The 24,928-nt window shown below is 56.6% G+C and carries 22 protein-coding genes and 2 pseudogenes; 14 read left to right on the top strand and 10 right to left on the bottom strand.

What is annotated here, in order from left to right; translation table 11 throughout:
• Positions 1-84: 84 nt before the first annotated feature.
• Positions 85-990: a LysR family transcriptional regulator gene (locus ACR1XV_RS16755; RefSeq protein WP_480533387.1), complete on the top strand. Its 906-nt coding sequence runs from the start codon at positions 85-87 to the stop codon at positions 988-990.
• Positions 991-1,004: 14 nt separating this feature from the next.
• Here ACR1XV_RS16755 and ACR1XV_RS16760 read toward each other — a convergent pair whose 3' ends face one another.
• The gene (locus ACR1XV_RS16760; protein WP_480533389.1) at positions 1,005-1,925 is read right to left on the bottom strand and encodes a LysR family transcriptional regulator; all 921 of its coding nucleotides are present in this window, start codon (positions 1,923-1,925) and stop codon (positions 1,005-1,007) included.
• 201 nt (positions 1,926-2,126) lie between these two features.
• Between ACR1XV_RS16760 and ACR1XV_RS16765 the strand changes: the two genes are divergently transcribed.
• The 4 genes from ACR1XV_RS16765 to ACR1XV_RS16780 all read left to right on the top strand — a co-directional run bounded on the left by ACR1XV_RS16765 (position 2,127) and on the right by ACR1XV_RS16780 (position 8,182).
• Positions 2,127-3,149 (top strand): TAXI family TRAP transporter solute-binding subunit, encoded by a 1,023-nt coding sequence (locus ACR1XV_RS16765; RefSeq protein ID WP_480533391.1) that lies wholly within the window; start codon positions 2,127-2,129, stop codon positions 3,147-3,149.
• Between the two features lie 106 nt (positions 3,150-3,255).
• Positions 3,256-5,184 carry a TRAP transporter permease gene (locus tag ACR1XV_RS16770; protein WP_480533393.1) on the top strand — a complete coding sequence of 643 codons (1,929 nt, stop codon included), beginning with the start codon at positions 3,256-3,258 and terminating at the stop codon, positions 5,182-5,184.
• A 14-nt stretch (positions 5,185-5,198) separates the two neighbouring features.
• Complete coding sequence (gene sauS, locus ACR1XV_RS16775) at positions 5,199-6,635, top strand: acylating sulfoacetaldehyde dehydrogenase (protein ID WP_480533395.1); 1,437 nt, start codon at positions 5,199-5,201, stop codon at positions 6,633-6,635.
• Positions 6,632-8,182 (top strand): AMP-binding protein, encoded by a 1,551-nt coding sequence (locus ACR1XV_RS16780; protein WP_480533397.1) that lies wholly within the window; start codon positions 6,632-6,634, stop codon positions 8,180-8,182. The genes sauS and ACR1XV_RS16780 overlap by 4 nt, the downstream gene beginning before the upstream one ends.
• Positions 8,183-8,187: 5 nt before the next feature.
• Here the strand turns inward: ACR1XV_RS16780 and ACR1XV_RS16785 are convergent, their stop codons facing one another.
• A complete protein-coding gene (locus ACR1XV_RS16785) occupies positions 8,188-9,231 on the bottom strand; it encodes a phenylacetaldoxime dehydratase family protein (protein WP_480533399.1) in 1,044 nt (347 codons plus the stop codon).
• 158 nt (positions 9,232-9,389) lie between these two features.
• Here ACR1XV_RS16785 and ACR1XV_RS16790 point away from each other — a divergent pair, with 158 nt between their 5' ends.
• Genes ACR1XV_RS16790 through ACR1XV_RS16810 form a run of 5 tightly spaced genes read left to right on the top strand, consistent with a single transcriptional unit; the run spans position 9,390 to position 12,570 of the window.
• Positions 9,390-10,544 (top strand): CaiB/BaiF CoA transferase family protein, encoded by a 1,155-nt coding sequence (locus ACR1XV_RS16790; RefSeq protein WP_480533401.1) that lies wholly within the window; start codon positions 9,390-9,392, stop codon positions 10,542-10,544.
• Positions 10,541-11,290: an enoyl-CoA hydratase/isomerase family protein gene (locus tag ACR1XV_RS16795; RefSeq protein ID WP_480533403.1), complete on the top strand. Its 750-nt coding sequence runs from the start codon at positions 10,541-10,543 to the stop codon at positions 11,288-11,290. The genes ACR1XV_RS16790 and ACR1XV_RS16795 overlap by 4 nt, the downstream gene beginning before the upstream one ends.
• Position 11,291: 1 nt before the next feature.
• Entirely contained in the window at positions 11,292-11,621 is a 330-nt protein-coding gene (locus ACR1XV_RS16800; RefSeq protein WP_480533405.1) for a ScnB-like protein, read from the top strand.
• Positions 11,614-11,931, top strand: coding sequence for an SH3-like domain-containing protein (locus ACR1XV_RS16805; RefSeq protein ID WP_480533407.1), 318 nt, complete (start codon positions 11,614-11,616; stop codon positions 11,929-11,931). The genes ACR1XV_RS16800 and ACR1XV_RS16805 overlap by 8 nt, the downstream gene beginning before the upstream one ends.
• A 3-nt stretch (positions 11,932-11,934) precedes the next feature.
• Complete coding sequence (locus ACR1XV_RS16810; protein ID WP_480533409.1) at positions 11,935-12,570, top strand: nitrile hydratase subunit alpha; 636 nt, start codon at positions 11,935-11,937, stop codon at positions 12,568-12,570.
• Between the two features lie 124 nt (positions 12,571-12,694).
• Here ACR1XV_RS16810 and ACR1XV_RS16815 read toward each other — a convergent pair.
• From ACR1XV_RS16815 to ACR1XV_RS16830, 4 genes and pseudogenes are all read right to left on the bottom strand, one after another.
• Positions 12,695-13,397: pseudogene (locus ACR1XV_RS16815) on the bottom strand (NAD(P)H-dependent flavin oxidoreductase).
• Positions 13,398-13,458: 61 nt separating this feature from the next.
• Entirely contained in the window at positions 13,459-13,740 is a 282-nt protein-coding gene (locus ACR1XV_RS16820) for a nitronate monooxygenase (RefSeq protein WP_480533411.1), read from the bottom strand.
• Positions 13,741-13,875: 135 nt separating this feature from the next.
• A pseudogene (locus tag ACR1XV_RS16825) lies at positions 13,876-15,093 on the bottom strand (CaiB/BaiF CoA transferase family protein).
• 45 nt (positions 15,094-15,138) lie between these two features.
• Entirely contained in the window at positions 15,139-16,074 is a 936-nt protein-coding gene (locus tag ACR1XV_RS16830; RefSeq protein WP_480533413.1) for an MBL fold metallo-hydrolase, read from the bottom strand.
• A 112-nt stretch (positions 16,075-16,186) separates the two neighbouring features.
• On the opposite strand from ACR1XV_RS16830, the gene ACR1XV_RS16835 reads away from it, so the two are divergent.
• The gene (locus ACR1XV_RS16835; RefSeq protein ID WP_480533415.1) at positions 16,187-16,747 is read left to right on the top strand and encodes a TetR/AcrR family transcriptional regulator; all 561 of its coding nucleotides are present in this window, start codon (positions 16,187-16,189) and stop codon (positions 16,745-16,747) included.
• Between the two features lie 11 nt (positions 16,748-16,758).
• Here the strand turns inward: ACR1XV_RS16835 and ACR1XV_RS16840 are convergent, their stop codons facing one another.
• On the bottom strand, positions 16,759-17,871 hold the full coding sequence (locus ACR1XV_RS16840; protein WP_480533417.1) for a GlxA family transcriptional regulator: 1,113 nt from the start codon (positions 17,869-17,871) through the stop codon (positions 16,759-16,761).
• Here ACR1XV_RS16840 and ACR1XV_RS16845 point away from each other — a divergent pair.
• Complete coding sequence (locus ACR1XV_RS16845) at positions 17,855-18,973, top strand: MFS transporter (protein WP_480533419.1); 1,119 nt, start codon at positions 17,855-17,857, stop codon at positions 18,971-18,973. The genes ACR1XV_RS16840 and ACR1XV_RS16845 overlap by 17 nt on opposite strands.
• 8 nt (positions 18,974-18,981) lie before the next feature.
• On the opposite strand, the gene ACR1XV_RS16850 is transcribed toward ACR1XV_RS16845, so the two are convergent.
• The 3 genes from ACR1XV_RS16850 to ACR1XV_RS16860 all read right to left on the bottom strand — a co-directional run bounded on the left by ACR1XV_RS16850 (position 18,982) and on the right by ACR1XV_RS16860 (position 21,323).
• Positions 18,982-19,959 carry a YeiH family protein gene (locus ACR1XV_RS16850; RefSeq protein ID WP_480533421.1) on the bottom strand — a complete coding sequence of 326 codons (978 nt, stop codon included), beginning with the start codon at positions 19,957-19,959 and terminating at the stop codon, positions 18,982-18,984.
• Between the two features lie 174 nt (positions 19,960-20,133).
• Positions 20,134-20,754 carry a glutathione S-transferase family protein gene (locus ACR1XV_RS16855; protein ID WP_480533423.1) on the bottom strand — a complete coding sequence of 207 codons (621 nt, stop codon included), beginning with the start codon at positions 20,752-20,754 and terminating at the stop codon, positions 20,134-20,136.
• Positions 20,755-20,810: 56 nt separating this feature from the next.
• The gene (locus tag ACR1XV_RS16860; RefSeq protein ID WP_480533425.1) at positions 20,811-21,323 is read right to left on the bottom strand and encodes a DUF1097 domain-containing protein; all 513 of its coding nucleotides are present in this window, start codon (positions 21,321-21,323) and stop codon (positions 20,811-20,813) included.
• A 358-nt stretch (positions 21,324-21,681) separates the two neighbouring features.
• On the opposite strand from ACR1XV_RS16860, the gene ACR1XV_RS16865 reads away from it, so the two are divergent.
• Both ACR1XV_RS16865 and ACR1XV_RS16870 read left to right on the top strand, forming a co-directional pair.
• Positions 21,682-23,124 (top strand): amidase, encoded by a 1,443-nt coding sequence (locus tag ACR1XV_RS16865; protein WP_480533427.1) that lies wholly within the window; start codon positions 21,682-21,684, stop codon positions 23,122-23,124.
• A 133-nt stretch (positions 23,125-23,257) separates the two neighbouring features.
• Entirely contained in the window at positions 23,258-24,922 is a 1,665-nt protein-coding gene (locus ACR1XV_RS16870) for a hypothetical protein (RefSeq protein ID WP_480533429.1), read from the top strand.
• Positions 24,923-24,928 lie beyond the last annotated feature (6 nt).

Genomic DNA, 24,928 nt, shown 5'->3' on the forward strand with positions numbered 1-24,928 from the left:
AGCTTGGCTTTTGCATCATTGACAGACCAGAACGAAATTTATGACAATTCCTGTGCAAAACCACACAGGGTGACATCACAGATCATGCGGGATCGGAACTGGGAAGATTTACGTTTGGTACTGGCCATCGCCAATGGGCACGGTCTGTCTGGGGCGGCGCGTCTTTTGGGGTTGCACCACGCAACCGTGCTGCGGCGGCTGAACGCGTTCGAGTACCGAATGGGCGTTGTGCTGTTCGATCGTCGGCCCTCGGGATATATGCCGACAGAATCCGGCGAGGAATTGGCCCGGATCGCAGCAGAGATCGAGGAACAGGTGGACGGGGCCTATCGCAAGCTTGCGGGACAGGATTTGCGATTGTCGGGGACGATCCGTCTGGCCACGTCAGATTTTCTCGCCCAGACTTTGCTTGTGCCGGTACTGCGCGCGTTTCATCAACGCTATCCTTCGATTGAAATCGAAACGGCAATCTCGCCGCAATTTGCATCTTTGACCAAGCGGGATGCCGATGTCGCGCTGCGGGCGGTTAAGAAAGTGCCAGACCATCTGGTTGGGCAACATATCGCATCAATCGCTTACGGAGTGTATGGCCGTAAAGACGTGGTGGTCAAGCGTCGCGGCAGCGGGCTGGAGCAGTTGGATTGGGTCGGAGATGATCACACGATTGCACATGTCACCACCAATCAGTGGCGGCAGGAGAGTTTTCCCAATGCACGGATCAAAATCCGCTATGACAGCCTGATCGGCAAATTCACTGCGATCCGCAGCGGTATGGGGGTGGGGTATCTGCCGCATTTTCTGGCGGCGACCAATCCCGATCTTGAATGCGTTTCAACCAATCCCGCGGCGTGGCGGCTGGATCTTTGGATCCTGACCCATCCCGATCTGTCCCGCATGAACCGCGTGCAGAGCTTTTTCCGCACAACCCAGGATGTGCTCGGCGCGATGCAGCTTTCTCAGATCGATGAATCGTCGCCACCGGTTTTGTAACGCAACACTCTCCTTTACCCCGGTCTGACCATGTGAGAGGGATCATGAAAATGATCACGGACATGATCGATAAAGGCCAGCGTTACGCGCCGGTAGACATCCCGTTTCAGACTAATACAGCACAGTTTCAACGGGCGGTGGGTGCCTTCCAGGGGAACATAGCTGACCTGCGTGCCGTCATAGTTCGTCTGGTTCTTGGGCTTCAGGTTGAGGATCGAATATCCCAACCCGTTTCCGACAAAGGACCGGATGGTCTCGAATGAGCCGACCGCTTGTGACTGCAAGGGACGCAGGCCACGCTGCTCGAAGAGCGAAAAGAAGTAATTCCGGCTGTGCGGCAAATCCAGGTAGATGAATTTCTGATCCACCAGGTCTTCCAGACGCACGCTTTCTCGATCTGCAAACGGGTGTTCAGGCGCAAAGATGGCTTGCGGCGGAAACACCGCGACAAAATCGGTGCGGTAGCTGTTGGGCAGGTTCAGATCAAAGGTCAGCCCAATCTCGTATTTGCCGCTGTCGATCGCGTCATAGACCTCTTGCTGGTTGCCAATCCTGAGATCAATGGAGACGCCGGGATAACGGTTCTGAAATGTGCGCACGAGCGATGCCATGAATACCGGCGCGATGTTGACGAAGGTCACTATTTTTAGTTCACCAGTGACTTCGTTGACGACGCTGGTCGCAATCGCTTCGAAATCCTCGGCATGAGACAGGATGACCCGCGCCTCACGTAGAAGGATATCCCCCGATGGCGTAAGCATAACGCCTGCAGTGTTGCGACGCAGAAAGAGCGCGACATTGTACTGCTTTTCAAGTTGCAGGATGGCGCTGGAAATCGAGGGCTGCGATACGTTGAGAAGCCGCGCCGCCTCGGAAATCGAGCCGTGATCGGCCGTCGCCACAAAGTAGCGCAATTGGCGGAGCGTGTATCTCATAGATTTTCCCTATGGGTGCCACTCAAACATTATATTAGGTAAATGGGTACGACTACCCCATCGTATCCAGGCATGCAGTGCGCCCGATCGGAAAGGGGCAGTGCTCATTTCACCTCAGACCAAATTTTACAGGTCGGCGGCATCCGGCGTGATGCTTTGCGCCTGGGCGCGGGCCTGTCTTCCAACGGGGAACAAAAGATAATGAACAAACACTTGAGATCAGCACTGTGCGGTGCGCTTACCGCTGTTTCGATTGGTTTGGCTGCGCCCGCCTTGGCCGAAGATCAGAAGGTCGATATCATGGTGTCGCCGCAGGGTACGGGCCCCTATCTGGCCTGGGCTACGATCCAGACCTATGCCAAGGACTTTCACGACACGCTGCGGCCCATCGCGGTTGAAACGCCCGGGTTTGTCTACAACGTCCGCTTTTTTGCGACCAACCCCGATCTGTGGAAAAACACCATGATTGGTTCGGGCGAGGTGGTCGAGTGGGCGGCGGCAAACGGCGTTCCGCCGTTCTTTCCTGAACCGCTGGAGGCGGCAAAGGACTTTCGTGTGATCGGCACGATGACCCAGTCTTCGAACCTGTTTGTGGCAACCGACCCCGAGATTCAATCACCGCATGATTTCGAAGACAAGCGTATCGCCACGGGATTGCTAAGCCAGAATGAGTGGGGGATGCACCAGCGCCTGATCGTCGATGGCATGGGCATGATGGATAAGGTCGCCAGCTATAGCCCGCTGGGACCCAATGCCAATGTCGAGGCCCTGCTGGATGGGCGGGCGGATGTGGGCACGGTTGTGCTGCACTCGGCCTATGGGTTGAAGCGCAATCTTGAGGCCGGGCCGTTCAAGACGCTCGAATCCTCGGGTCGCGACTGGCACTATGTGTCCATCGACCCCGCCGATATCCAAAAATACATCGACGACACCGGGGCGCCGTTCAAGATCCGCGAGATCCCGGCTGGTACGATGAGCAACCAGCCAGAGAAAGTGACAACACTCGGTAACAACGTTCTGCTGACCGCCCACAAAGACATGCCCAACGATGTGGCCTACGAGTTCGTGAAACTCTGGATCGAGATGGGCCCAACGGTTGCCGAGTATAATGCGGTGGGTGGTATCTGGGATGCGGAAAGCATTGCGCATATGGCGAAAACCCAGCCTGAACGCATCCATCCCGGTGCGATGCGCGCCTACAAAGAGCTAGGGCTGGTCGACTAGCACCAATTCGGTCTCAGAAAGCGTCGCGGCCTGACCGGGCCGCGGCGCATCTTGGACAATGCTGCACAAGCCTCACGAACAAGATCTGTGAACCTGGAGTTCCATTTTGAGCCAGACCGAGATACCGACCGGACATGCCATAGACCCCGTACCCCTGCCGCTCAGGATGCTGACACTCGGCATCACAGCGGCGTTAGTTCTGTACTCTTGCGCGACCGTCTGGTCCTCGCTGACAGGCGCGATGGAGCATTATACGATCCACATCACGATGATCTTTGCACTGGTGCTGAGCGAGATCATTCAGCAGCGCTATCGCGACAATCGGCCGGTCGCGGCGCTGGCGGGCGCAATGCTGATCGGTGTTGTGGTGTGCGGCCTTTACTTCATATCGCAGGCCAAGGTGCTGGAGTTTTCGCAGCCGTTCATCTCCACCCGAGATTTCATCTTTGGCCTGGTACTGGTCGGGATCATCCTGTGCGTGGCCTGGATGACCTGGGGCGCGGCACTGGCGCTGATTTGTCTATTTGCAGCGCTTTACTTTGCCTTTGGGCACATGCTGCCCGAGGTGTTGGCGACCAGCCGTAAATATGAGCCCAGCCTGATCGTCAGCTATCTGGCGGGGATGGGTGGGCCGCGCGGTATCTTGAACTACGCACCGCTATCCGCTGACGTTATCTTTTTGTTGCTGGTGTATGGCGGCACCCTGCACGGCACGCGCATCATCGATATGTTTGGCGAGATCGGCAAAGCCATCGGGAACCTTTTTCGCGGCGGCGTTGCGTATTCAGCGGTCACGGCCAGCCTTCTGATCGGAATGGTCACCGGGCAGTCGGTGTCAAATATTGCGCTGTCCGGCTCGATGACCATTCCAACCATGACCCGCAGCGGGTTTTCCCGAAACGAGGCTGGTGCGATTGAGGTGCTCGCCTCGACCGGATCGCAACTTTTACCACCGATCATGGGTCTTGGCGCGTTCCTGATGAGCGTGATTTTGGGGATTTCTTACATCGAAGTGGCGATTGCCGCGATTGTACCTGCCATTCTCTATCTGGTGGCAGTTGTGTCCGGCATCGTCTGTCTAATCGCAGCGTCCAAGGACATCCCCTATGATCGGCAAAAGGTGGATTGGCGTTTGATCAAATGGGTCGCGCCGTCGTTTGTGATTTCGTTCCTGACACTTATCCTGTTGCTGTCATGGCGTTACTCGGCACCGATGGGCGGGTTTTGGGGGATCATTCTGGCAGTCGGGCTCAGCTGTTTGCGGCCGCGCGAATATCGCCCAAGTCTTGTCGGTCTGGGCAATGGATTTGTCGAAGGGGCGCTGGCCGGGGCCAAGCTGACTGTGATCCTGTCGGCCATCGGCATCATTGTGCAGATGCTCGTAACCACCGGAACCGGCCTGTCACTGGGCCGGTTGATGATTGAGATGTCACGCGACAGTCTGGCCATCGGATTGTTGCTTGGCATGGGTGTTTCGCTGCTGATCGGGATGGGTCTGCCGACCCCGGCCGCTTACGCCTTGATTGCGATTGTCGTCGTGCCTTCGCTGATTGATCTGGGGATCGAGCCGCTGGTGGCGAATTTCTACGGTTTCTACTTCGCGATTTTTTCGACCCTGTCGCCGCCCGTTGCCGTGGGTATTCTGACTGCCATCCGCATCTCGAACGGCAGTTTCATGGGAACCGCATGGGAGTGTTTTAAGCTTGGTGGCGTCTGCTTTCTGGTGCCGTTCTTGTTTGTGGCCTTCCCCAATGTGCTGGGTTTCCCCAATATTGAGCCAGAGACCCTTGGAATGATCGGAGCCTTCCTGTTGGCTACCATCATGTTGTCCGCGGCAACCTATGGTGCTGTTCCAAGCCGCCGACTGGATAGCATGGAACGTGTTCTGGTCGCGCTTCTTGGGCCTGTGTTGTTTGTGCTGACCCTCTTTCTTAGTGGCGCGATCTATCATCTGATCACCCCGATTTGTTTTGGCCTCTGGATGCTGTGGCATGTCAGACAGCGGCGCGCGAACGCGGCACAAGCCCCCACCTGAAAGGACATTACCAGATGGTAACCGAAACCATGAACAAACCTCCGGCAGATGACGCGGCCCATGACCTGATCGCTGAGCTTGTGGCGCGCGCGCGGCGCGCGCAGACCGCGTTTGAGGCCGGAGCGGATCAGGCCCGCTACGATATGGCGGCGCGCGCGGTGGGCTGGGCGTTGTTGGATGGGGCCCGCAATCGGGAACTGTCCGAAATGGCTGTCGAGACAACAGGCCTGGGGAATGTGTCGGACAAAATTCTCAAGAACCACCGCAAAACGCTGGGCTTGTTGCGCGATATCACCCGGGCCCGGACGCAAGGTGTCATTGCTGACAACCCCGATACGGGTCTGACGGAGATTGCGCGGCCAAAAGGTGTCGTGGCGGCCATCGTTCCCTCGACAAACCCTGTGGCGACGCCGACCAATAATGCGATCAATGCGCTGAAATGCGGTAATGCAATTATCCTGGCTCCGTCGCCCAAGGGCGGTCGGGTTTGCGAAAAGCTGGTCGGCTATATCCATGCCGAGCTTGCCAGGCTTGGTCTGCCGGTTGATCTGGTGCAGATGGTGCCGCTGCCTGCCAGTAAGGCCAAGACCCAGGCGCTGATGGAAATGGCGGACATGCTGGTGGTCACCGGATCACAGGACAACGTGCGCCGCGCTTACACATCGGGGACGCCTGCAATCGGTGTCGGTGTTGGCAACGCGACCGTGATTGTGGACGAAACCGCCAATCTTTCCTCGGCAGCGGCTAAGATCGCGGCGTCGAAGTGTTTTGACAACGCAACCTCATGTTCGTCCGAAAATGCTGTTGTCGTTGTCGATTCGGTGCGCGAGGCGTTTCTGGCCGAGCTGCACAGGGCTGGCGGTCGTGTGTTAAGCGATGCAGATGCGATTGCAGTGAAAAAGGCGATGTTTCTCGGCGGTCGTCTGAACCCGCAAATCATCGCTCAGGACCTCGGCAAACTGCTGGAGGTGACAGGCATCAAACTGGCCGAACCCGGGGGCGCGCGGTTCCTGGTCATGCCGACCACTGGCATTGGACCCGACCACCCGGAATCCGGTGAAAAGCTGTCTTTGGTGCTCGCGCTCTATTCGGCGCAGGACTATGAGGCGGCGGCCATAACGGCAGCGCGCGTTCTTGCCTATCAAGGGGCCGGCCATTCGATCGGCATACACACAACCCGCGACGAACGGGTCCGTGACCTTGGTATGACGGTTCCGGTTTGCCGGGTCATCGTCAATCAGGCGCATACATTCGCCACTGGCGGATCTTTCGACAATGGGTTGCCGTTCTCTTTGTCGATGGGCTGCGGCAGCTGGGGTGGCAATGCCATCGACGAAAACGTCAACTATCGCCACTTCATGAACACCACCATGATTGTGCGCCCCGTCGCACCGCGCGAGCCGACCCTTGAAGATGTGTTTGCGGACTACTGGAAGGAAACGGGGCAATGAAGGACTGGGCTGCGCTTACGGACGAGCGATCCATCCGGGACTTGCTGGATCAACGCGTCGAACAAACCCCCGATGCGGCGTTCATCATCGACGGGGAAAGTGGCACGTCGCATACCTATCAGGATGTGCAGAATGCCGCCCGCGCGGTTGCCGCGCAGGTCGCTGGGCGCGGTGTCGAGCCCGGGCAGAATGTTGCGTTTGCCATGAGCAACGGAGCGCAGGCCGCCCTTGTGATCCTTGGCCTGTTTTATGGCGGTTATCATGCGACGACCATCAATCTGGTCGCCGGGCACGATACGATTGCCTATGTGCTTGAGCATTCGGATGCCAGGCTGGTTCTGGCGGATACCGATGCGCACAGTCTGATTTCGGCGGCTTATAGTGACCGGGCGCTGCCGCCCGAGATCGTACGAGTCGATGCCGATCTGTTTTCCGGCTCACCGGGTTCCGAATTCAAACTGCCCAAACTGGGCGCCCACGCGGATGGTTTGCTGATCTATACATCCGGCACGACAGGCAGGCCCAAGGGGGTTGTGCTCAGCCATGCAAACCTTCTGGCGGGCGGTGTGAATACCTGTCTTGCGCATGAGCTCACCGCAGAGGACCGTGCGCTCTGCGTGCTGCCGCTCTATCACATCAATGGGTTGTGTGTGACCCTGCTGGGCCCGCTTGTCTCGGGTGGCAGTGTTGTTATGCCCCGCCGGTTCGGGGTCTCCCATTTCTGGACGCTTGCCGCACAGCACAACGTCACTTGGATATCGCTGGTTCCGACGCAGATTTCCTATCTGACTGATGACGCCAAGAAAACGGGAGGGTTGGCCGAAAAACTGCCCAGTCTGCGCTTTGCCAGATCCGCATCAGCCCCGCTGGCACCCGATCTGCAGACAGCTTTTGAGACGATGTTCGGCGTTCCGATTATTGAAACCATGGGTCTGACTGAAACCGCCGCGCCAATCCTGTCCAATCCCTTGCCGCCCGGTCCGCGCAAGATCGGCTCGCCCGGTATTCCGTTTGGCAATGAGGTCATCGTCGCCGATCCGATCGGCCAGCCGAGGGACCGCGGGCAGGAGGGAGAACTGCTGGTGCGCGGGCCGAACGTAATGCGGTGCTATCTGAAGAACGAGCAGGCAACCTCAGACACGTTGACCACAGATGGCTGGCTGAGAACCGGTGATCTGGGCCGGATGGACGAGGACGGCTATGTCTTTGTGACCGGGCGTCTGAAAGAGCTGATTATCAAGGGTGGAGAAAACATTGCCCCGCGCGAGATCGACGATGCGCTATATGCCCATTCGGATGTGATCGAGGCGGCGGCCTTTGCCGTGCCTTGTCCCCATTACGGGGAAAAGGTTCACGCAGGTGTCGTACTGACCACCGGATCAAAGCTGAACGAAGCCGCACTGATTGCTCTGTGCATCGACAGGGTGGGCACGTTCAAGGCGCCGGACCGTGTTTATATCCTACCGGAATTGCCCAAAGGTCCTTCGGGCAAAATACAAAGGATCAAACTGGCCGATCAGGTCAACGCGCAGGAAAGCGCGGCGTGATCCCATCAGCCATCGACATACTGGATTGGCAGCAGACCGGTACGTCCGTGGCAGTTGATATATTCAAACCGGGACGCGCGGTTTTTCACATAGACCTCGTGATAGGTTCGCAGTTCCAGCTTTTCGCCGTATTTCTTCCGCTCCATTTGCGCGCGCGAATAAATGGCCAAATGGGTCGGGTGCTCTTTGGACCAGCGTTCAAGATGCCCGAGCGACAGGAAGTATCCGACCGAATAGGCCTCTTGCGCGTCTGCCCCGTCTGCGCCGATGACACGAACCTGACGCAAGGACATACAACCGGTCTCTTCCGGGTTCTGGCGCAGGAACTCCATGCCAATATCCAATTTGGGCTCGATATTCTCACGATAGCTGTTCAGCTGTTCCTCGCCGCATTCCGCCCACGACACGCCGGATCGGATCAAGCAGATATTGTCCGGCGCTTCGACCGAGACCTTTCGTCCCAGCGTATCTTGTCGCGGGACAAACTCGATCGCCTCTTTCGTCGGCTCAAACGCGTCCTCGCCAGAGGCGGGAATGCGATCCCTGGCACCGCCCCAATAGCCACTTTCGTCCATCGCGGCGATTTGCGCATGTGGGCAAGCCGACAAGCCACGAATGTACTCTTTGAAGGCGATAGTCTCGGCGTTGCGCAATGTCGAGGACAAGCTTTCCCAAAAGTACCCTATTTCACCGGTCTGCTTGGTCGGGTCGCTCCACCAGGTGACGACATCTGCCGACGCGCTCCAGCGTTCATAGGCTGCCTCATCCGTCCAATATGCGACGCAAAAGGCCGTATCAAAGCCCTCAGTGTCCGTCAGCCGCGCCATGTCGACATGGGCGGGTCCGTCGGTCAGAGCAAAAAGGCCGTTTGCATCTTTGAGAAATTCAACCAGCGCCGGGCCCAAATCTCTCGGTCCTTGAATGCCCAGATACAGCGCGCGCACCGTTTGAACGGTTTCGGGAAACTGCGCCGAATACCTTTGCACTGCGGGTTTGTGACCTTCTGGCTTGGACATCGGAAAGCGGCGAGGATTGGTCTGGGTCAGCATCTACAAGAATTCCAAATAGCAGAACGGTATTCCAAAAGTACCTTTGTTAGGCTAGATTTGCAAATGCAATTTGCGCTGCCCAACACAAGTCCGATTGACATGACATGGTCGTCCTATTATTTAGAACATTGTCATGCAATATGGAATATGAGGTTGATATGGGTGCGTTGAACGGGATCCGAGTGGTTGAATTTTGCGAAATCGCAGCAGGACCATTTTGCGCCATGTTGCTGGCTGACATGGATGCCGAGGTTATCAAGGTCGAACGTCCAGGCGGTGACGCGATGCGCATGTGGCCGCCGATCAATGATGGCTATTCCGAGAATTTTGCGTCGATCAACCGGTCCAAAAAATCTGTCGTTTTGGACCTGAAAACCCCGGAAGGCATTGAGAATGCGTGTAATCTTATCCTGTCGGCGGATGTCGTGGTCGAAAATTTCAGACCCGGTGTGATGGCGCGAAACGGGCTTGATTATGCGACGATGTCGGCAGAGAAGCCCGAGTTGATTTACTGTTCAATATCAGCCTTCGGGCAGACGGGCCCTCGGGCTCGGGAAGGCGGCTTTGATTTGACCATGCAGGCCATGGCAGGTGTCATGAGCATCACCGGCGAGCCAGGAGGAGCCCCGGTCAAATGTGGCGTGCCGCTATGCGATTTCGTCTCCGCTCTTTATGGTGCGATGGCGGTCAATGCTGCGCTGGTCGAGCGGGGCCGCACGGGTCACGGACAGCATATTGATGTCGCGATGCTTGGGGCGACGATGGCCATCGCTGCGTTGCAAACCAGCGAGTATTTTGGAACCGGTCAAGATCCGCGCAAATTGGGTTCGGCGCACCCCCGAAACGCGCCGTATCAGGCGTTCGAAGCTGCGGACGGTCATTTTGGTATGGCCGCGGGGAACAACAACCTCTGGTATTTGGTGTGTGAAGTTGTGGGCCGCGAGGATCTCAAACAGCATCCAAATTATACCAACCCGGCACTGCGTGCCGCCAACCAGGCAGAACTAAGATCCACGCTTGAAAGTGTTTTTCGGATCAAGCCGGTCGCGTACTGGTTAGAGGCATTTTCCGACAAGGGTGTACCATCGAGCCCAATCAACACCTATTCCGATGCTTTGGCCGACAAACAGGTGCAGCATATGGGTTGGGTGCAAGAGCTTGAGTTGCCCAACGGGGTCAAGACCCGGACATTTGGTCCGGCGTTGCGGATCAATGATACAGCGGGTCAGATAGCGGCGCCACCGCCAGAGCTTGGCGCCCACACAGACGAAGTGTTGGCAGGTCTGGCCCAAACCGAAAGGCGTAGTGCATGACCGGTTCAGCGCTTCTGATTGCTCGGCAGGAGGATATCCTGTCGCTGACCCTAAACCTGCCTGCGCAGGGAAATGCCCTGTCGCCTGATCTGGTCGAAGCGCTGATTGAAGTATTTGAAGGCTCTGTTCAGGCGCGGTGTGTCACCATTCGTGGCGCGGGACGTCATTTTTGCACCGGGTTTTTTCTGACTGATCTGGCTGATCTTTCGGATGGAGATATCCTGTGGCGCATCCTAAGGATCGAGCATCTGTTGCAGCTTGTAAACCATTGTCCGGTTCCGGTTACAGCTTTTGCCCAAGGGCAAAGCGTCGGCGCCGGGGCGGATCTGTTTGCGGCTTGCACCTTCCGAATTGCCAGCCCTGAAGCAAAGTTTCGGATGCCGGGCTGGAACTTTGAGCTGGCCCTTGGAACCCGCCGCTTGACGGCATTGATTGGTCCAGATGCGGCTCGCGACATACTGATTGATACAAAAGTGGTCGCAGCCGAAGAGGCGCGCGAGACGAGCTTTGCCACGCAAGTTGCACCGCAATCCGAATGGGACGATGTCGCGCGCGACCTTGCCGCCCGCGCGGTGGTGCTGTCGAAAACCGCTCTTGCGAATATGCTCGATCTGACCCAGGCCGATACGCGCGCGGCTGATCTGGCGGCAATCGTCAGAACAGCGGGTCGTCCGGGCCTGAGGATGCGCATCGCGGCCTACCGCGACAAGATGGCGGCGGCCAAACAGCAAAAGGAGGTTTCTTGACATGCTTCATCCCGACACACGTGGCATTCATGACCTTGGCGGGGTTCTCGATGAACCTTTTAGCGAAGACGAACACGATTATGACCCATGGGAGAAGCGGACCCATGCGCTGCGCGAGCTTCTGGCGCGCAAAGGGCTGTTGAAGGTCGATGAGCTGCGCCGCGCGGTCGAGGGTATGGGAGAAGAGAAATACAAGAGGCTGACCTATTATGAGCAGTGGATTTGGGCGATGTCGCAAATCATGGTCGAGCGCGGTCTTGTAACAGACGATGCACTGGGCCGTCGGATTGCCGAAGTTGAAGAGCGTTACGCAGAGAAACGCGATGACTAAAACGGCATTTGGGAGCAATGCAACTGCTGCTTTCGCACCCGGCGATTGGGTGCGTGTGCGCGGGGCCTATCCCATCGGCCATTGCCGTACGCCGCACTATTTGCGGGGCGTGGCAGGTGTGATCGAGCGATATTGCGGTGCGTTTGCCAATCCTGAAGAGCTTGCCTATCGCCGAGATGGTTTGCCCGCAACGCCGCTTTACCGCGTTCGTGTTGCCATGAAAGACTTGTGGTCCAACTACGCCGGGCCTGCCGTGGACACTATCGAAGTCGAAGTATTCGAGCACTGGTTAATCCCTGAGGAACCTTGACCCATGCATGATCACCCTCATCACCATCCGCACCCCAACCAGCCGGATGAGGAAGACCACATCTCTGGCTATTATCAGTTCATGGAAATAGCCCTGCGTGAGTTGCTGATCGAGAATGGCACCATTTCGCAGGCAGAGCTGGTTGATGTGCACCAGATGATGGATCGGCGCGGGCCGCATAATGGGGCGCGTATGGTCGCCAAGGGCTGGAGCGATCCGACCTATCTGGATCGCATGCGCAACAACGCCACCGAAGCGGCGAGGGAACTGGGGTTGGAGCCAACATGGCTGAACCTCATCGTGTTGGAGAATACGCCCAAACTGCACAATCTGGTCGTTTGCACACTGTGTTCCTGTTATCCGTGGCCGCTTCTTGGGCTGCCGCCGGATTGGTACAAGAGCCGCGCTTACCGATCAGACGCCGTCGTGCGACCACGCGCATTGCTGCGCCAGTTCGGGTTCGAACTGCCTGAGGATGTGGAACTTCGGGTCCATGACAGCTCGGCCGACATGCGATATCTTGTGATGCCCGCACGTCCGGCTGGAACCGAAGGGTGGAGCGAGGAAGAGCTTGCCAAGCTTGTGACGCGAGACAGCATGATCGGTGTTCGTCCGGCTCTGAACCCGGCAGACTTGTAACGGTCGGTTACGCGGTAGGCTGTTACACTAGCCTTTGGCTTACGGTTTCTGCAGCGTTTCGCGCGCTTATCACAATCTGGAAGGTAGCTTGGCCTGTCGGAGGCTATCGAGTTGGATCTTATTACTAAGAAGTCCGCTCGAATCCCTGTGCAAGTTCTTGTATGATGTCCGCTGCGGGTTTTGCGTCGCCGGTTCTCCAATTCTCACCTGCCCACATGGAAGCAAAGTCTTCTGTCCCCAGGGTTGCTGATTTCAGTGGCCCCAATGCGGAAATCGCAAGCGGAAAGGCCTGTACATGGGGGTTTATCGGCCCGGCCTCGCGGACCAACCTGTTGACGAACCCTCGCGCAGGGCGGCCTGTGAACACGATGGTGATTGCAGTTTCACGCGCTTCGTTGCTGTTCAAGATGGCGCGGTGAAGTGGCGTGATTTTTGACTCCGGCGACTTTAAGAACCGGGAACCGACTTGGACACCAGATGCACCGGCGGCCACTACGGCATTGACCGTGGTTGCGTCCGCAATACCACCTGCGGCGATCACGGGAATGCGTCGCATGGCAGAGGCGACACGCGGCACCAAATCCAGTGTTGGTAATCGATCAGGGCGATCGGTCGGTAGGAACACGCCTTGGTGCCCACCTGCAGCTTGGCTTTGCGATAACCGCATCGCAGCCATATTCTTCTAAGAACAATGCCTCTGCCACAGTTGTCGCGGTCGCGATAACTTTTGCGCCGGTTGCGCGAATACGGGCCAGTAAGTCAGATGCAGGCAGACCAAAGTGAAAGCTCACTACGGCGGGCTTGATCCTGCAAACCGCATCGACCATTGCGGTATCCAATGTGCGGGGCAGACCGCCTGTGGGATAGTCAGACGGGATCGAGAGTTCATCATAGAACTTGCGCAGTTCCCGAAGCCAAATCTCCTCGCGCAGTGGATCGCGATCGGTTGGGGGTATGACAAAAGAAATTGAGGTTCAATGGACCGTTGGTCGCATTCTGGAACCGAGAGGCTGAGGCCAATACATCTTGCGGGGTCAGCATCGCACATGGGATTGATCCTGTGCCGCCCGCTTGCGCCACAGCGATTGCAAGTTCTTCATCTTGTGCCCCTGCCATGGGGGCCTGGATAAGCGGAATTTGCGCGCGGGTGTCGGCGAAGAATGTATGCATGTTGGCGGCCCATAGTTTTTTGCTGCATTGACCCTTTGGTTGTACAACGGAGCGTTGTCTTTTGTCGCGCCTTCAGGTTACTAGGACCGGCGATCACAATCACCCGACCGTTCGTCGGAGCGCTTCCAGAGTCATTCATGATTTGCTGACGGCGTTGATGGGCGCAATGCCGAATTCGGAAAGCACTTCATCCGTGTGTTCCCCCAGTGCGTGGGCATGTCGATGAATGGACGTAGGCGTTCTCGAGAATTTGGACGGATGACGCGCCTGCCGTAACATGCCCGCAATTGGGTGCAGGGTCTCAACGATGATTCCGTTTGCTTGAACCTGTGGGTGCTGCCGCATCTGTTTGCGTGTCAGCACCGGCGCGTTGGGTACGTTCTCGGCGTCCAACCGCTGGATCAAATCAGCCTGGGTAAATCCTTTGACGGCCTTTTGAATGGCTTCCAGTCGGGCATCGCGATTCATTTCTCGCAGTTCCGGCGTTTAGAAACGTGGATCATCCAAAAGGGCGGTGCGGTCCACGACAGCGGCAAACCCGCGCCATTGCTTGTCTTGCATCACAGCAATGCTTAGGAAGCCATCCGCCACCTCATAGATCAAATCAATGTAGGATTGTGCCTCTTCGCGTTCCAATTCATCGCCCTCAAAGGTGTGGCCGTTCATATCCGAACTCCATAAGAACGCAATCAGTACGTCGAGCATCGACACCTGAATGTGCTGGCCGATCCCGCTGCGTTCACGGGAGAAGAGAGCCGCAGCAATTGCTTGGCTGGTTTGGATGCCGGTCAACTTGTCCGGCAGGATGGTGCGCACGAGGCGCGGGCGCTCTTCGTCCGATCCAGCCTGAACGGTGGTGAGCGCCGAGACCGCCTGAATCAAGGGATCGTAGACGGGGTTTTGGGCCAGAGGCCCCGTATGCCCGAACCCTGCGATTGAAACATAGATCAGCCTGGGGTTCAGCATCGAAAGTGCCTCATATCCAAGCCCCAGCCGGTCTGCGACCCCCGGGTGAAAGTTCTGAATGAACACATCCGATTGGGCGGCCATGGATTGAACGGCTTTCACTCCATCCTTGGACTTCAGGTCCAACGTAACCGAGCGCTTGTTACGGTTGTTGTTCAGAAAAGACGCCGACATGTCTGCGCGACGGGTTGAGACTTGGCGCGAAAAATCGCCGCCATCGGGGTGTTCGATTTTAATAATGTCCGCACCTTGATCGCCAAGGGTCATGGTGGCCAGCGGACCGGAGATCACGGTCGTGAGGTCGATGACGCGAACGCCAGTTAGGGGACCCGTCATATCATTCTCCGGTAGTTGGGTGGGTATTCGGATCGTTACACTCAACAGCATAGATCGCTGCGGGCAGAATGAAACTGCCCGCAGCACTTCGGCATCCTATGACTTGGGGAACAGGAACAAGTTCTGAATATCGACAAGCCCCGCTGCAAGATAAGACGGGTAGCGCTCAAGGATAGCGCTTTTTAGTTCCTCGGGCGTTGACGCCTTGGAATAGGCGCTCTGGACGTGGTCCAGATAGACGATAGCGTCATCAATCGCCTGGCGCGAGCCAGAGGTAGGACCATGGCCGGGCAGAACGAGGTCGAAAGTCGTGTCCTTTTGCATCGCTTTTAGTCCGGCCGCCCAGCCGTCGAAGTTGCCGTGCCCACAAAACAGGTGGCAGTTGTTATAGAGCATATCCTGCGCGATCAGGACTTTCTGATCCGGCAGGTAAATGGTCATCATGTTGTCGGACTCGGCATCCGTCACGTAGCGAAACTCAAACGGAACTCCGTCGATCACTTCTGTTGCGCCATGCTGGATGATCTGGTTCGGCACAACCTTAACCGGAGGGACGTGTTTGCCCAGTGACTCGAGGCTGATTTCGATAAAGAAGTCGCCCAGCTGATCTATCTCGGCCTGGGTTTCGGCGAAAGAATAGATCGGAACATCTCGGAACTGGTAAGCTCCAAACCAGTGATCGGGATGTAGGTGTGAAATGATCATGCGGTCCACAGGCTTGCCCGTTGCGGCGGCATAGTCGCGGACCTCCTGCCCATAGATGACAGACCGCTGACCATCGATGAACACGAGCCGTTCGGGTGTTTCGACGATATGCGTCGTCACGCATCCGGTTAGGTCGGGGCTTTGGTAGCTGTGGATTTTGACTGTCCCGAAATCCGCAATCGTCACGGTTCCATGTTCAAGCGGCGCAACGCCTTCGCCGATTGGTCCGCCTCCAAGTGTGCTGGCTTGTACAATCGCGGGAGCGGAGAGCGCCGTTGCTGCTGCGCCCAACAATATCCGGCGGCGACCTGAATTGAGATGTGACATAGAACCTCCTGTCTATCAAGTACTAGGTAGGCAAAGAGGTAGGGACGTGATCTTGACGCGTCAACCCCTATCTAGTACTTGATAGGTAAGCTGAACCGGGTTTGAATATCACATGAACGATAAGGCGAATGAAATTCTGGATGCAGCTCGGGTGCTGATGATGGATCGTGGCTATAACGGCTTCAGCTTTCGGGATGTGGCTGCTCAGGTCGGCATCAAAAGCGCCAGCATCCACTATCACTTCGCGACCAAAGCGGAATTGGTTGAAGCCGCCGCAAGAGCCTATCGTGAAGCGTTTTCAGATGCGTTGAACGAACTCATGGCCCCTAACGCGCCGGACTTGTTGAGGGCCTATGGGACTTTGTTCGTGGTGTCTTTGCGGGACCAGGGTGGGTTATGCTTGGGTGGCGTATTAGCCGCCGACGCATCAACGCTGCCGAACAACGTTCGTAACGAAGTGCAGCGGTTCTTTGAAGCGCAACATGAATGGGTTGGCGAGGTACTCAAAAAAGGCCAAGCCGATGGCGACATTCGTGCCGATATCGACGCCAGGACTTTTGCCAAAACATTTGTATCAGGCCTGGAAGGGGCGATGATGGTTTCGCGCGGCATCCAACAGCCGCAAGATCTGGATGTGGCGCTGAACCAGCTGATTCAGTTAGCCCGACCGTGACTTGGGAAAACTCATTTGGCAAAGTTCCCTGCATAGTTTCCGACTGTTGTCCCAAGTTGCCGTTTGAACGCGCGTTGCATTTGCTGGAAATCACGGAACCCCGAGATTTCAATGCTCTTCCCAATCGGGATGCCAGCGCACAGCGCGTCAGTTGCGCGCTTGATCCTGTAACGCTCCAAAAACTTTGCAGGAGAGTGCCCCGTCAGGGCGGAGAAACGCCGAACCAGGGTGCGTGATGTCAGTCCAGCGACATCGGCCATACGATCTAGCGTCCACACCTGACCTGGGTCGTCATGCAAGGCCGAGATCAGGCGGGAGATTTCTGTATCTTCTATGAATTGGGCTTCGAGAACGTCAGTGAACTGGTTTTGTCCGCCACTGCGCTTGAGATAAACCACCAACTCTCGTGCCACCGAGAGGGTAACAGTCGCACCGTAGTCCCGTCTGATGATCTCCAGCGCTAAGTCTATGCCCGATGTGACACCCGCCGACATGAAGATCGGTTCTTCAATACGATAGAGCGCGTCTGTGTTCCAGTTGACACTTGGGAACATGTCACGGGCTTGAACGGCGCGCGACCAATGGGTTGTTGCAGCCCGGCCATCCAACAACCCCGCATCTGCGAGGATCAGGGCGCCAGAGCAAATCGAGATCAGCCGCCGATCATCTGCCGACTGCAACCAGCCGCGAAGAAGCTGCCGCAGCCCTTTATGCCGCAACAGGCGATCAATACCGCGTCCGCCGGGGATGAGCAGATCCTGCCCGCCGTCATGCCCTGCCGCCCGATCCGCCTGCAACCGCAATCCGCAGGACGCGATGACGGGGCTGCCATCCAGCGACACGTAGCGCAGCTGATATCGGATCAGACTGTTATCATTGGCCGAATTGAATGCCTGAACCGGCCCGGCAACATCCAAAATATTCAGGTTGTCAAAAAGAAGCACGTCGATATGGCGTATTTTGTCCATAATTGATGATTGTATGTCATTATCGCCAAGTCGGCCAGCGTGTAAAAGAACACATAACAACACCTGAACGTTGGGCCTGTTTATGTTGAACCGGAACTTTGTACTGATCCTTTTGGGCAACGTCATTCTTGGCTCTGCCATGCCGATGCTGATCATTCTGGGCGGCTTGGCTGGCGCCTGGTTGGCGCCCCAAAGCTGGCTGGCCACCGCGCCGCCATCGGCGCAGATGCTGGCCGGGATCGCCGTGGCCTCTCCCATATCGCTATTCATGGGGCGTTTCGGCCGGCGCGCGGGCTTTTTGCTGGGGGCGGCTGCGCTTTTTGCTGGCGCGGGCCTTGCGGTGCTGGCGCTTCAGATCCAAAGCTTTGTCTTGCTGTGCGCGGCCCATGTCGCCTTGGGCAGTGCCTTGATCTGTGTGAATTATTTCCGTTTCGCAGCCTCCGAGGCGGTCACCGAAGAGCATCGACCGCAGGCGATTTCCTTTACTCTTGCCTCCGGGCTGGCCGCCGCGCTGATCGGCCCGGAATTGTTTTCCTGGTCAAAGGATGCGCTGGCACCAACCCCTTTGGCGGGAGCCTATGCGGCGATGGCGATACTGGCGATACTGGGCGCAATTCCGGTTCTTGGTTTGAAAACGCAGGCGCGGCGATCCGCTCAGACCGCGCAAAAAACCGCAACCTTGCGCAGCATCCTGAGCAACAATCCCCGGATTGCGGTCGCCATTGGCATTGCCGCGCTTTCGCAGGCGATGATGGTCTTGCTGATGACACCAACGCCTTTGGCCATGATCGGCTGCGGTTTTGCCGACACCCAGGCCGCAGATGTCATCCGCTGGCATGTGGTGGCCATGTTTGCGCCCGGCTTTTTCACCGGATCACTCATCAAACGTTTCGGGGCCGGTTGGATTGCTGCGATTGGCATTGCGCTTTTGTTGTTCTCGGCTGTTGTTGCCTGGTCAGGGCTGGAGCTGTTGAATTTCTATGCCGCGCTCATTTTGCTTGGAGTCGGGTGGAATTTCGGCTTTGTCAGCGGCACACACCTGCTGCAATCGGCGCTGAGCGTGCAGGAGCGCCCCTTAATCCAGGGCGCGAACGATACGATCCTTGCAATCTCGTCCTCGGCGGCGTCGCTTATGTCGGGCGCACTCTATGCCGGGATCGGCTGGATTGGTCTGGCTGGACTATCTGCCCCAGTCCTATTGGCGTTCGGGCTTCTTCTCTTCCAAACAAACCATCGAACAAAAGCATCCGTTTCATGAGGCAAGTATCACCACCAGGCCAGAATTGACGTGGCCACACCGAAAAGGACGGCGGTTTCCAGGCAAACAATCACCAGCGCCGTGGTTCCGACCGTGGCGAGACTTTGGAGCGAAGTCTTGATACCGATGCCAACGATACCAACAATAAGCAGCCAACCAGACAGTTCAGAGAGAACGGCGTGCACCAGTTCGGGCAAAAGGCCGGAACTGTTGACCCCGATCGCAAGAACAAAGCCATAGACAAACCAGGGTACCCCTTGGCGTTTTCCGCTTCCCGATTCATTGCGAAAAGCAACCGAGATAAGAAGGATAACCGGCACCAAGAGCGAGACGCGGAACAGTTTGATAAGTGTCGCAGTACTGCCGGCCTCGTCAGACACCGAAAAGCCTGCTCCGACCACTTGGGCGACGTCATGAATGGTAAGACCCAACAGAACGCCGATGGTCTGGTCGTCGAACCCGATGGCTTTGCCGAGAATCGGATAGAGGACCATCGCGATTGTCGACAAAGTGGTGACCGCGACCACAGTAAAGGCGGTATCGCGCTCTTTGGTTTTCGAGTCTGGCAAAGCCGCGGAAATGGCCAGTGCGGCAGAGGCCCCGCAGATCCCAACTGCTCCGCCTGTCAGCAGCCCGAATTTTAGTTTTCGGCCCAGCAAATAGGACAGCCCGATTCCCATACCTATTGTGAATCCAACGCCGCCGATGATCAGCAGGATGGTTTCTGCGTTCATGGCACCGATCTCGGCCAGGGTGATCCTCAACCCAAGCAAGGCGACGCCCAGTTTAAGCAAATCCGCTGCGGCAAAGCTGATGCCCGGCACAGCTTTTTTATCTTCCGCCAGAAAATGCAGGCTGAGCCCCAGGAGAAGCGCAAAAAGCATCGTCGGCGCGGCGTAGTGGTCTGACAGGAATCGTGCAGCGACGGCGACGATCAGACATGTCAAAACCCCCGGTACAAGCCGGGATACCTGTACAAGTGTCATGTCAGATGGCCTCGAGCACGCAGACCAAGTCGGGTTGGGGCTCCGGCATAGCGAAGTGATGCAGACCCGCCGAGGTGCAGCCCGGCGGCTTTTGCAACGAAAATAGGCGGTGGGCGGGCGCCGCGCTCGTCGGTATGTCCATGGTCTTGGTCTGTCCCTGATGCTTTATGGGCATTAGCGCGATATGGTTTTCCAGATGCCCTCCTTTTCCATCGCGCGCTGGACGCCGGGGTCTTGTTCCATCCGGTCGTGCAGTGCGTTTAGGTTGGCATAGGCTTTGTGGTCATCCGCGAATTGCATGTAGGACCAACGGATCATGGGAAACAAGAGCGCATCCACGATGGATTTCTGATCGCCCAGCATAAAGCTGCGTCCCTCAAGATGCGCATCCAGAATGGCAAAGTTCCGATAACATAGCACGAGCGCCGCCTCGCGGGCTGCTGCGTTTTCGTTGATCGCGTAGCGGTCCGGCAGAAACAGCAGATGAAACGGCGGGTGCACATCGCTGGCAAGAAACAACAGCCAACGGTCGGTCTGATAGGCGGTCTCCATATCCTCGGGCGGGCCGAGCATGGCGCTTGGGTGGCTGCGCACCAGATGTTTCATGACCGCCGCGACCTGGGTCATGACCTTCCCGTCTGGCAGCTTCAGAAAGCCGACGGTTCCAGTTGGGTTGTGTTTGTATAGGACGTCGTCAAAGAACTCGGTCTCTTGGAGATCGTAATCAACGTTCAACCAGTTCAGTACGATATGCGGCGCCAGCGAGCTGGCATGAGGTTTGATGAAAAGTTCCATTCTGTGCCCTTTCCTGACAGCGTCGCGGGGTGCTGAACGCTCCCGCGATTTGGGGATCAAAGCGTTTGCGAGCTTTCCGCGTTCTTGGTGAGAAAGCCGGCCAGCTTGGCCGTTGCCACGGCGAATCCAACGCCAATGGACATCGAAAAACCGATGTTAAGGATCGCGCTGGTCTCGAACGATGCGCTGAACAGGTTCAGCCCGCCTTTGCCTTTCAGGATCACGAAGGCGGCGACACAGGCTAATGCGTGCATCGTGATCGGGACTGCGGCAAGCAGGGCGATACGGCTCGATTGCACTGCCACTCCGGCGGACACAAAGACAACAGCGGCCGCCCAGACCGGAAGCGCCAGACTGGAACCCAAAGGTGCGGCGGTGATCAAATACATAGTCAGCCCGCCCAGCAGGGTGCCAAACAAAGCCGCCGCCAGAGTTTCCCCGATCCTCGACATCTCGCCGCCCGAGTGAAAGAAGCTTGCCCAGGCCACAAAGGCCGCCCAAAGCGACAGGCTGCCGCCGAAACTCATAAACGAAAAAGTCGCCAGGGCGCCACAGATCGCCAGAGCCAACGCCATTGCATTCAATTGTGTCATTGATCTTTCTCCCAGAAGTGTCGCAGCTAGTTTTCTGAAATATAGAATGATGTTCTATATGCTGGACATTATGGGTGGCGTCTGTCAAGTTTAGATTTAGGCGCCTCGCTAAGTACAGCTTGTTAGGCTGTATAGATAGAGGACGGTCAGAACTAATTTCAGAGATGCAGAACTCTATTGATGGGCGATGCCGCGCCGGACAGCGCAAAAAGCATAGAAAGGTAAGAGAGGGCATCTTGGGTAAGGACTTGGTCAAACTACAACACACCCCCGTCGTGGACATAGCCGATATCTGGTCAATGTCCGCAGCCGCAGAAACGAGCTTGGCCGCAGCATGACCCATCCTGCTGACTTTGGGGCCGTCGAAGCACGCCGGCTTGTCGGCGCACGCGAGTTGAAGCCAAGCGATCTTGTCAAAGCATGTATGGAGCGGATCGAAACCCGTAACCCAGCCATCAATGCCGTCATCACAACAGACTTTGACGCTGCGCTTGACGCGGCTTTGATCGCTGACAGGGCCGTAGAAGACAGCTTGCCGCTTCCGGCCCTGCACGGGCTTCCAGTTTTGATAAAGGATCTGAGCCGGACAAAAGGCCTGCGCACGACCTTTGGCAGTTGCTGTTTTGCCGATCATATCCCGGACGCGGATGACATTATCGTCGAAAGGCTGCGTTCGGCTGGCGCTATCATATTGGGCAAAACCAACACACCGGAATTTGGGGCGGGGGCCAACACCTCGAATCTGGTTTTTGGCGCAACGGGCAACCCCTATGATCCTGGCGTCACGTCCGGCGGGTCGTCCGGGGGATCAGCGGCGGCGCTTGCCAGCCATATGGCGCCTTTGGCGTCAGGTTCGGATCTGGGCGGAAGCTTGAGGATTCCCGCGTCTTTTTGCGGTGTGGTCGGGATGCGACCTTCGCCCGGTGTGGTGGCGTCGCAAAGCCATGTTTCCGGTTTCTCGCCTCTTTGGACCGATGGTCCGATGGCGCGGTCGGTTGAAGATCTTGCACTAATGCTGTCGGCAATTGCGGGCTTTGACACGCGCGATCCACTTTGCGCGCCAAGGCTTGATATCTCGTTTAGTGATTTTCACCGGATCGAGGATCTTGCGCATATGCGCGTCGGGTTTTCAACCGATCTTGGTGTAGCTCATGTTGATTCAAGGATCGCCAAGCTTTTTGAAAGTCATCAGAACACCATAGGTGCGCATTTCCGTTCGGCCGAAGCGCTTGAAATTGATCTATCGGCCGCCGCCCAGGTATTTCGAGTTCTGCGCGCCGAAAGCCTTTATGCAGCCTACGGAACACTTGCTGAGGCACAGCCCGACAAGATTGGCAAGAACGTGCGTAGCAATATCCTGGATGCAACTGAACTGACCCTTGCGGACACAGCGCGAGCCGATGCGGCCCACACAGTCTTATATCGCCAGTTTCAAAAATTGTTTGAGCAGATCGACTATCTGATCTGCCCGGCAACTGCCGTGTCCCCGTTTCCGGTTGAAGAAAACCACCCCGTTGCGATCAACGGCCAGACACTGACCGAGTACTATGCCTGGTATGCCATCACGTGGGCTTTGTCCCTGACCAGCTGTCCCGTCATCACGCTGCCGTGCGGTTTCGACCACAACGGCATGCCGTTTGGAATTCAGATCGTTGGTCCTCGCCATTCGGATGCGCGGTTGCTGCGATTCGCGCGCAGTTTAGAAGCTGCACTTATTGATGATGGGCTGGGTCGGGTGGCTCCCAAAGCTGCCTGTTTTGATGGCAATACCGTCTAATCGGCCGCCGCTTTCTACAATACGGAACATCGTCACAAAAAATGGGGATTTCCCGACAAAATCCTTGCTATAGCTTTCAGCTTTTAGAAAAATAGAAAGCAATTCTATAATACAGGAAGCACGGAGGAATGTTATGCTGGACTATCCATATGATCTCGGAAGCTATAGCCGACCGATCACCACGTCGTCCAAGGAGGCGCAGGTTTGGTTTGATCGCGGGCTGAATTGGATTTTCGGGTATCATCATGAAGAAGCCGGTCTGTGCTTCGAGAATGCAGTCAAGGCAGATCCTAACTGCGCTATGGCATATTGGGGCCTCGCTTACATCATTGGTCCGAATTACAACAAACCATGGGAGCTATTTACACCCGAGCAGGTGCTGGACACGCTGGTACAATCGCGCGTGGCAATCGAAAAGGCCAAGGCTGTCATTGAGGGTGCGTCGGATGTCGAAAAAGCGCTGATCACCGCACTGGAAAGCCGGTATCAATCGAATGAACCAGTGCCCGATCTTTATGCTTGGTCCGCTGCCTATTCGAATGAAATGCGCCGTGTATATGAGCAGTTCCCGGATGACCCGGATGTAGCGACCCTGTTTGCGGAAGCAATGATGAACCGCACACCCTGGCAGATGTGGGATCCGCGTTCAGGCGAGCCAAATCCCGATGGTGATACACTGGAATGCCGCAAAGTGCTGGAGGACTCGCTGGACAAGGTTGAAGCCCGTGGCCGGGATCGTCATCCTGGCCTTTTGCACCTTTATATCCACCTGATGGAGATGTCACCGACCCCTGAAGTGGCGCTGCGTTATGCAGATGAGTTGCGGGAGTTAATCCCCTCTGCTGGGCATCTTGCACACATGGCCACGCACATCGATGTGCTTTGTGGCAATTATCAGGATGTCGTGGTCTGGAATCACAAGGGAATTATTGCAGACGAGATTTACTGGGAGAAATCCGGGGCTATGAATTTCTATTCAATGTATCGGGTTCACAACTATCACTTCAAACTCTACGGCGCAATGTTCCTCGGGCAATACCAGCCCGCGATAGAGGCCGTCGAGGGTATGATGAAAACAATCCCTGATGCACTGGTCCGCTGTGAAGATCCACCGATGGCAGATTGGCTGGAAGGATATATGTCGATCAAGACCCATGCGCTTGTACGGTTTGGGCGTTGGCAGCAGCTGATTGATGAGCCACTGCCGGAAAACGCGGCGGAATACTCGATGACAACCGCGCTCAACTGGTACGGCAAAGGCATCGCTTACGCTGCGTTGAAACAGCACGACAAAGCTGACGAGGCACGTCGCATGTTTGAAGAGGCCTTGGCAACGGTGCCTGAGACCCGGCATATTCACGTGGTGTCTTGTCAGCAGATACTCGAAGTCGCTCGTGAAATGCTCAATGGGGAGGTTGAGTATCACCGGGGCAACTATGACATTGCTTTCGTCCGTCTGCGCAAAGCCGTAGAGCTGGAAGACGCGCTGCCTTATGACGAACCCTGGCCCTGGATGATGCCCAGCCGCCATCCCCTTGGGGCGCTACTTCTTGAGCAAGGCCATTTTGAGGAGGCCGCCGCTGCTTACGAGGCTGATTTGGGTATGAACGACACGTGTATCCGCTCAAATCGGCACCCGAACAACGTCTGGGCTTTAAAAGGATTGCACGACTGCTACCTCGCGATGGGCAAACACAAAGAGGCGGCGATGATCAAGCCTCAGCTAGATTTCGCCCTCAGCCGCGCTGATCGCGAAATCTATTCTTCTTGCTTCTGCAGCACTAAGAAAGCCGCCTGACGGTTA

The organism is Ruegeria sp. AD2(2025) (genome assembly GCF_056542385.1).

Excerpts from the sequence above, each read along its gene's own strand:
- ACR1XV_RS16755 (WP_480533387.1), top strand. The coding sequence starts at position 85 with ATGCGGGATCGGAACTGGGAAGATTTACGTTTGGTACTGGCCATCGCC.
- ACR1XV_RS16760 (WP_480533389.1), bottom strand. The coding sequence starts at position 1,925 with ATGAGATACACGCTCCGCCAATTGCGCTACTTTGTGGCGACGGCCGAT.
- ACR1XV_RS16765 (WP_480533391.1), top strand. The coding sequence starts at position 2,127 with ATGAACAAACACTTGAGATCAGCACTGTGCGGTGCGCTTACCGCTGTT.
- sauS (WP_480533395.1), top strand. The coding sequence starts at position 5,199 with ATGGTAACCGAAACCATGAACAAACCTCCGGCAGATGACGCGGCCCAT.
- ACR1XV_RS16780 (WP_480533397.1), top strand. The coding sequence starts at position 6,632 with ATGAAGGACTGGGCTGCGCTTACGGACGAGCGATCCATCCGGGACTTG.
- ACR1XV_RS16785 (WP_480533399.1), bottom strand. The coding sequence starts at position 9,231 with ATGCTGACCCAGACCAATCCTCGCCGCTTTCCGATGTCCAAGCCAGAA.
- ACR1XV_RS16790 (WP_480533401.1), top strand. The coding sequence starts at position 9,390 with ATGGGTGCGTTGAACGGGATCCGAGTGGTTGAATTTTGCGAAATCGCA.
- ACR1XV_RS16795 (WP_480533403.1), top strand. The coding sequence starts at position 10,541 with ATGACCGGTTCAGCGCTTCTGATTGCTCGGCAGGAGGATATCCTGTCG.
- ACR1XV_RS16800 (WP_480533405.1), top strand. The coding sequence starts at position 11,292 with ATGCTTCATCCCGACACACGTGGCATTCATGACCTTGGCGGGGTTCTC.
- ACR1XV_RS16805 (WP_480533407.1), top strand. The coding sequence starts at position 11,614 with ATGACTAAAACGGCATTTGGGAGCAATGCAACTGCTGCTTTCGCACCC.
- ACR1XV_RS16810 (WP_480533409.1), top strand. The coding sequence starts at position 11,935 with ATGCATGATCACCCTCATCACCATCCGCACCCCAACCAGCCGGATGAG.
- ACR1XV_RS16820 (WP_480533411.1), bottom strand. The coding sequence starts at position 13,740 with ATGCATACATTCTTCGCCGACACCCGCGCGCAAATTCCGCTTATCCAG.
- ACR1XV_RS16830 (WP_480533413.1), bottom strand. The coding sequence starts at position 16,074 with ATGTCACATCTCAATTCAGGTCGCCGCCGGATATTGTTGGGCGCAGCA.
- ACR1XV_RS16835 (WP_480533415.1), top strand. The coding sequence starts at position 16,187 with ATGAACGATAAGGCGAATGAAATTCTGGATGCAGCTCGGGTGCTGATG.
- ACR1XV_RS16845 (WP_480533419.1), top strand. The coding sequence starts at position 17,855 with ATGCCGATGCTGATCATTCTGGGCGGCTTGGCTGGCGCCTGGTTGGCG.
- ACR1XV_RS16840 (WP_480533417.1), bottom strand. The coding sequence starts at position 17,871 with ATGATCAGCATCGGCATGGCAGAGCCAAGAATGACGTTGCCCAAAAGG.
- ACR1XV_RS16850 (WP_480533421.1), bottom strand. The coding sequence starts at position 19,959 with ATGACACTTGTACAGGTATCCCGGCTTGTACCGGGGGTTTTGACATGT.
- ACR1XV_RS16855 (WP_480533423.1), bottom strand. The coding sequence starts at position 20,754 with ATGGAACTTTTCATCAAACCTCATGCCAGCTCGCTGGCGCCGCATATC.
- ACR1XV_RS16865 (WP_480533427.1), top strand. The coding sequence starts at position 21,682 with ATGACCCATCCTGCTGACTTTGGGGCCGTCGAAGCACGCCGGCTTGTC.
- ACR1XV_RS16870 (WP_480533429.1), top strand. The coding sequence starts at position 23,258 with ATGCTGGACTATCCATATGATCTCGGAAGCTATAGCCGACCGATCACC.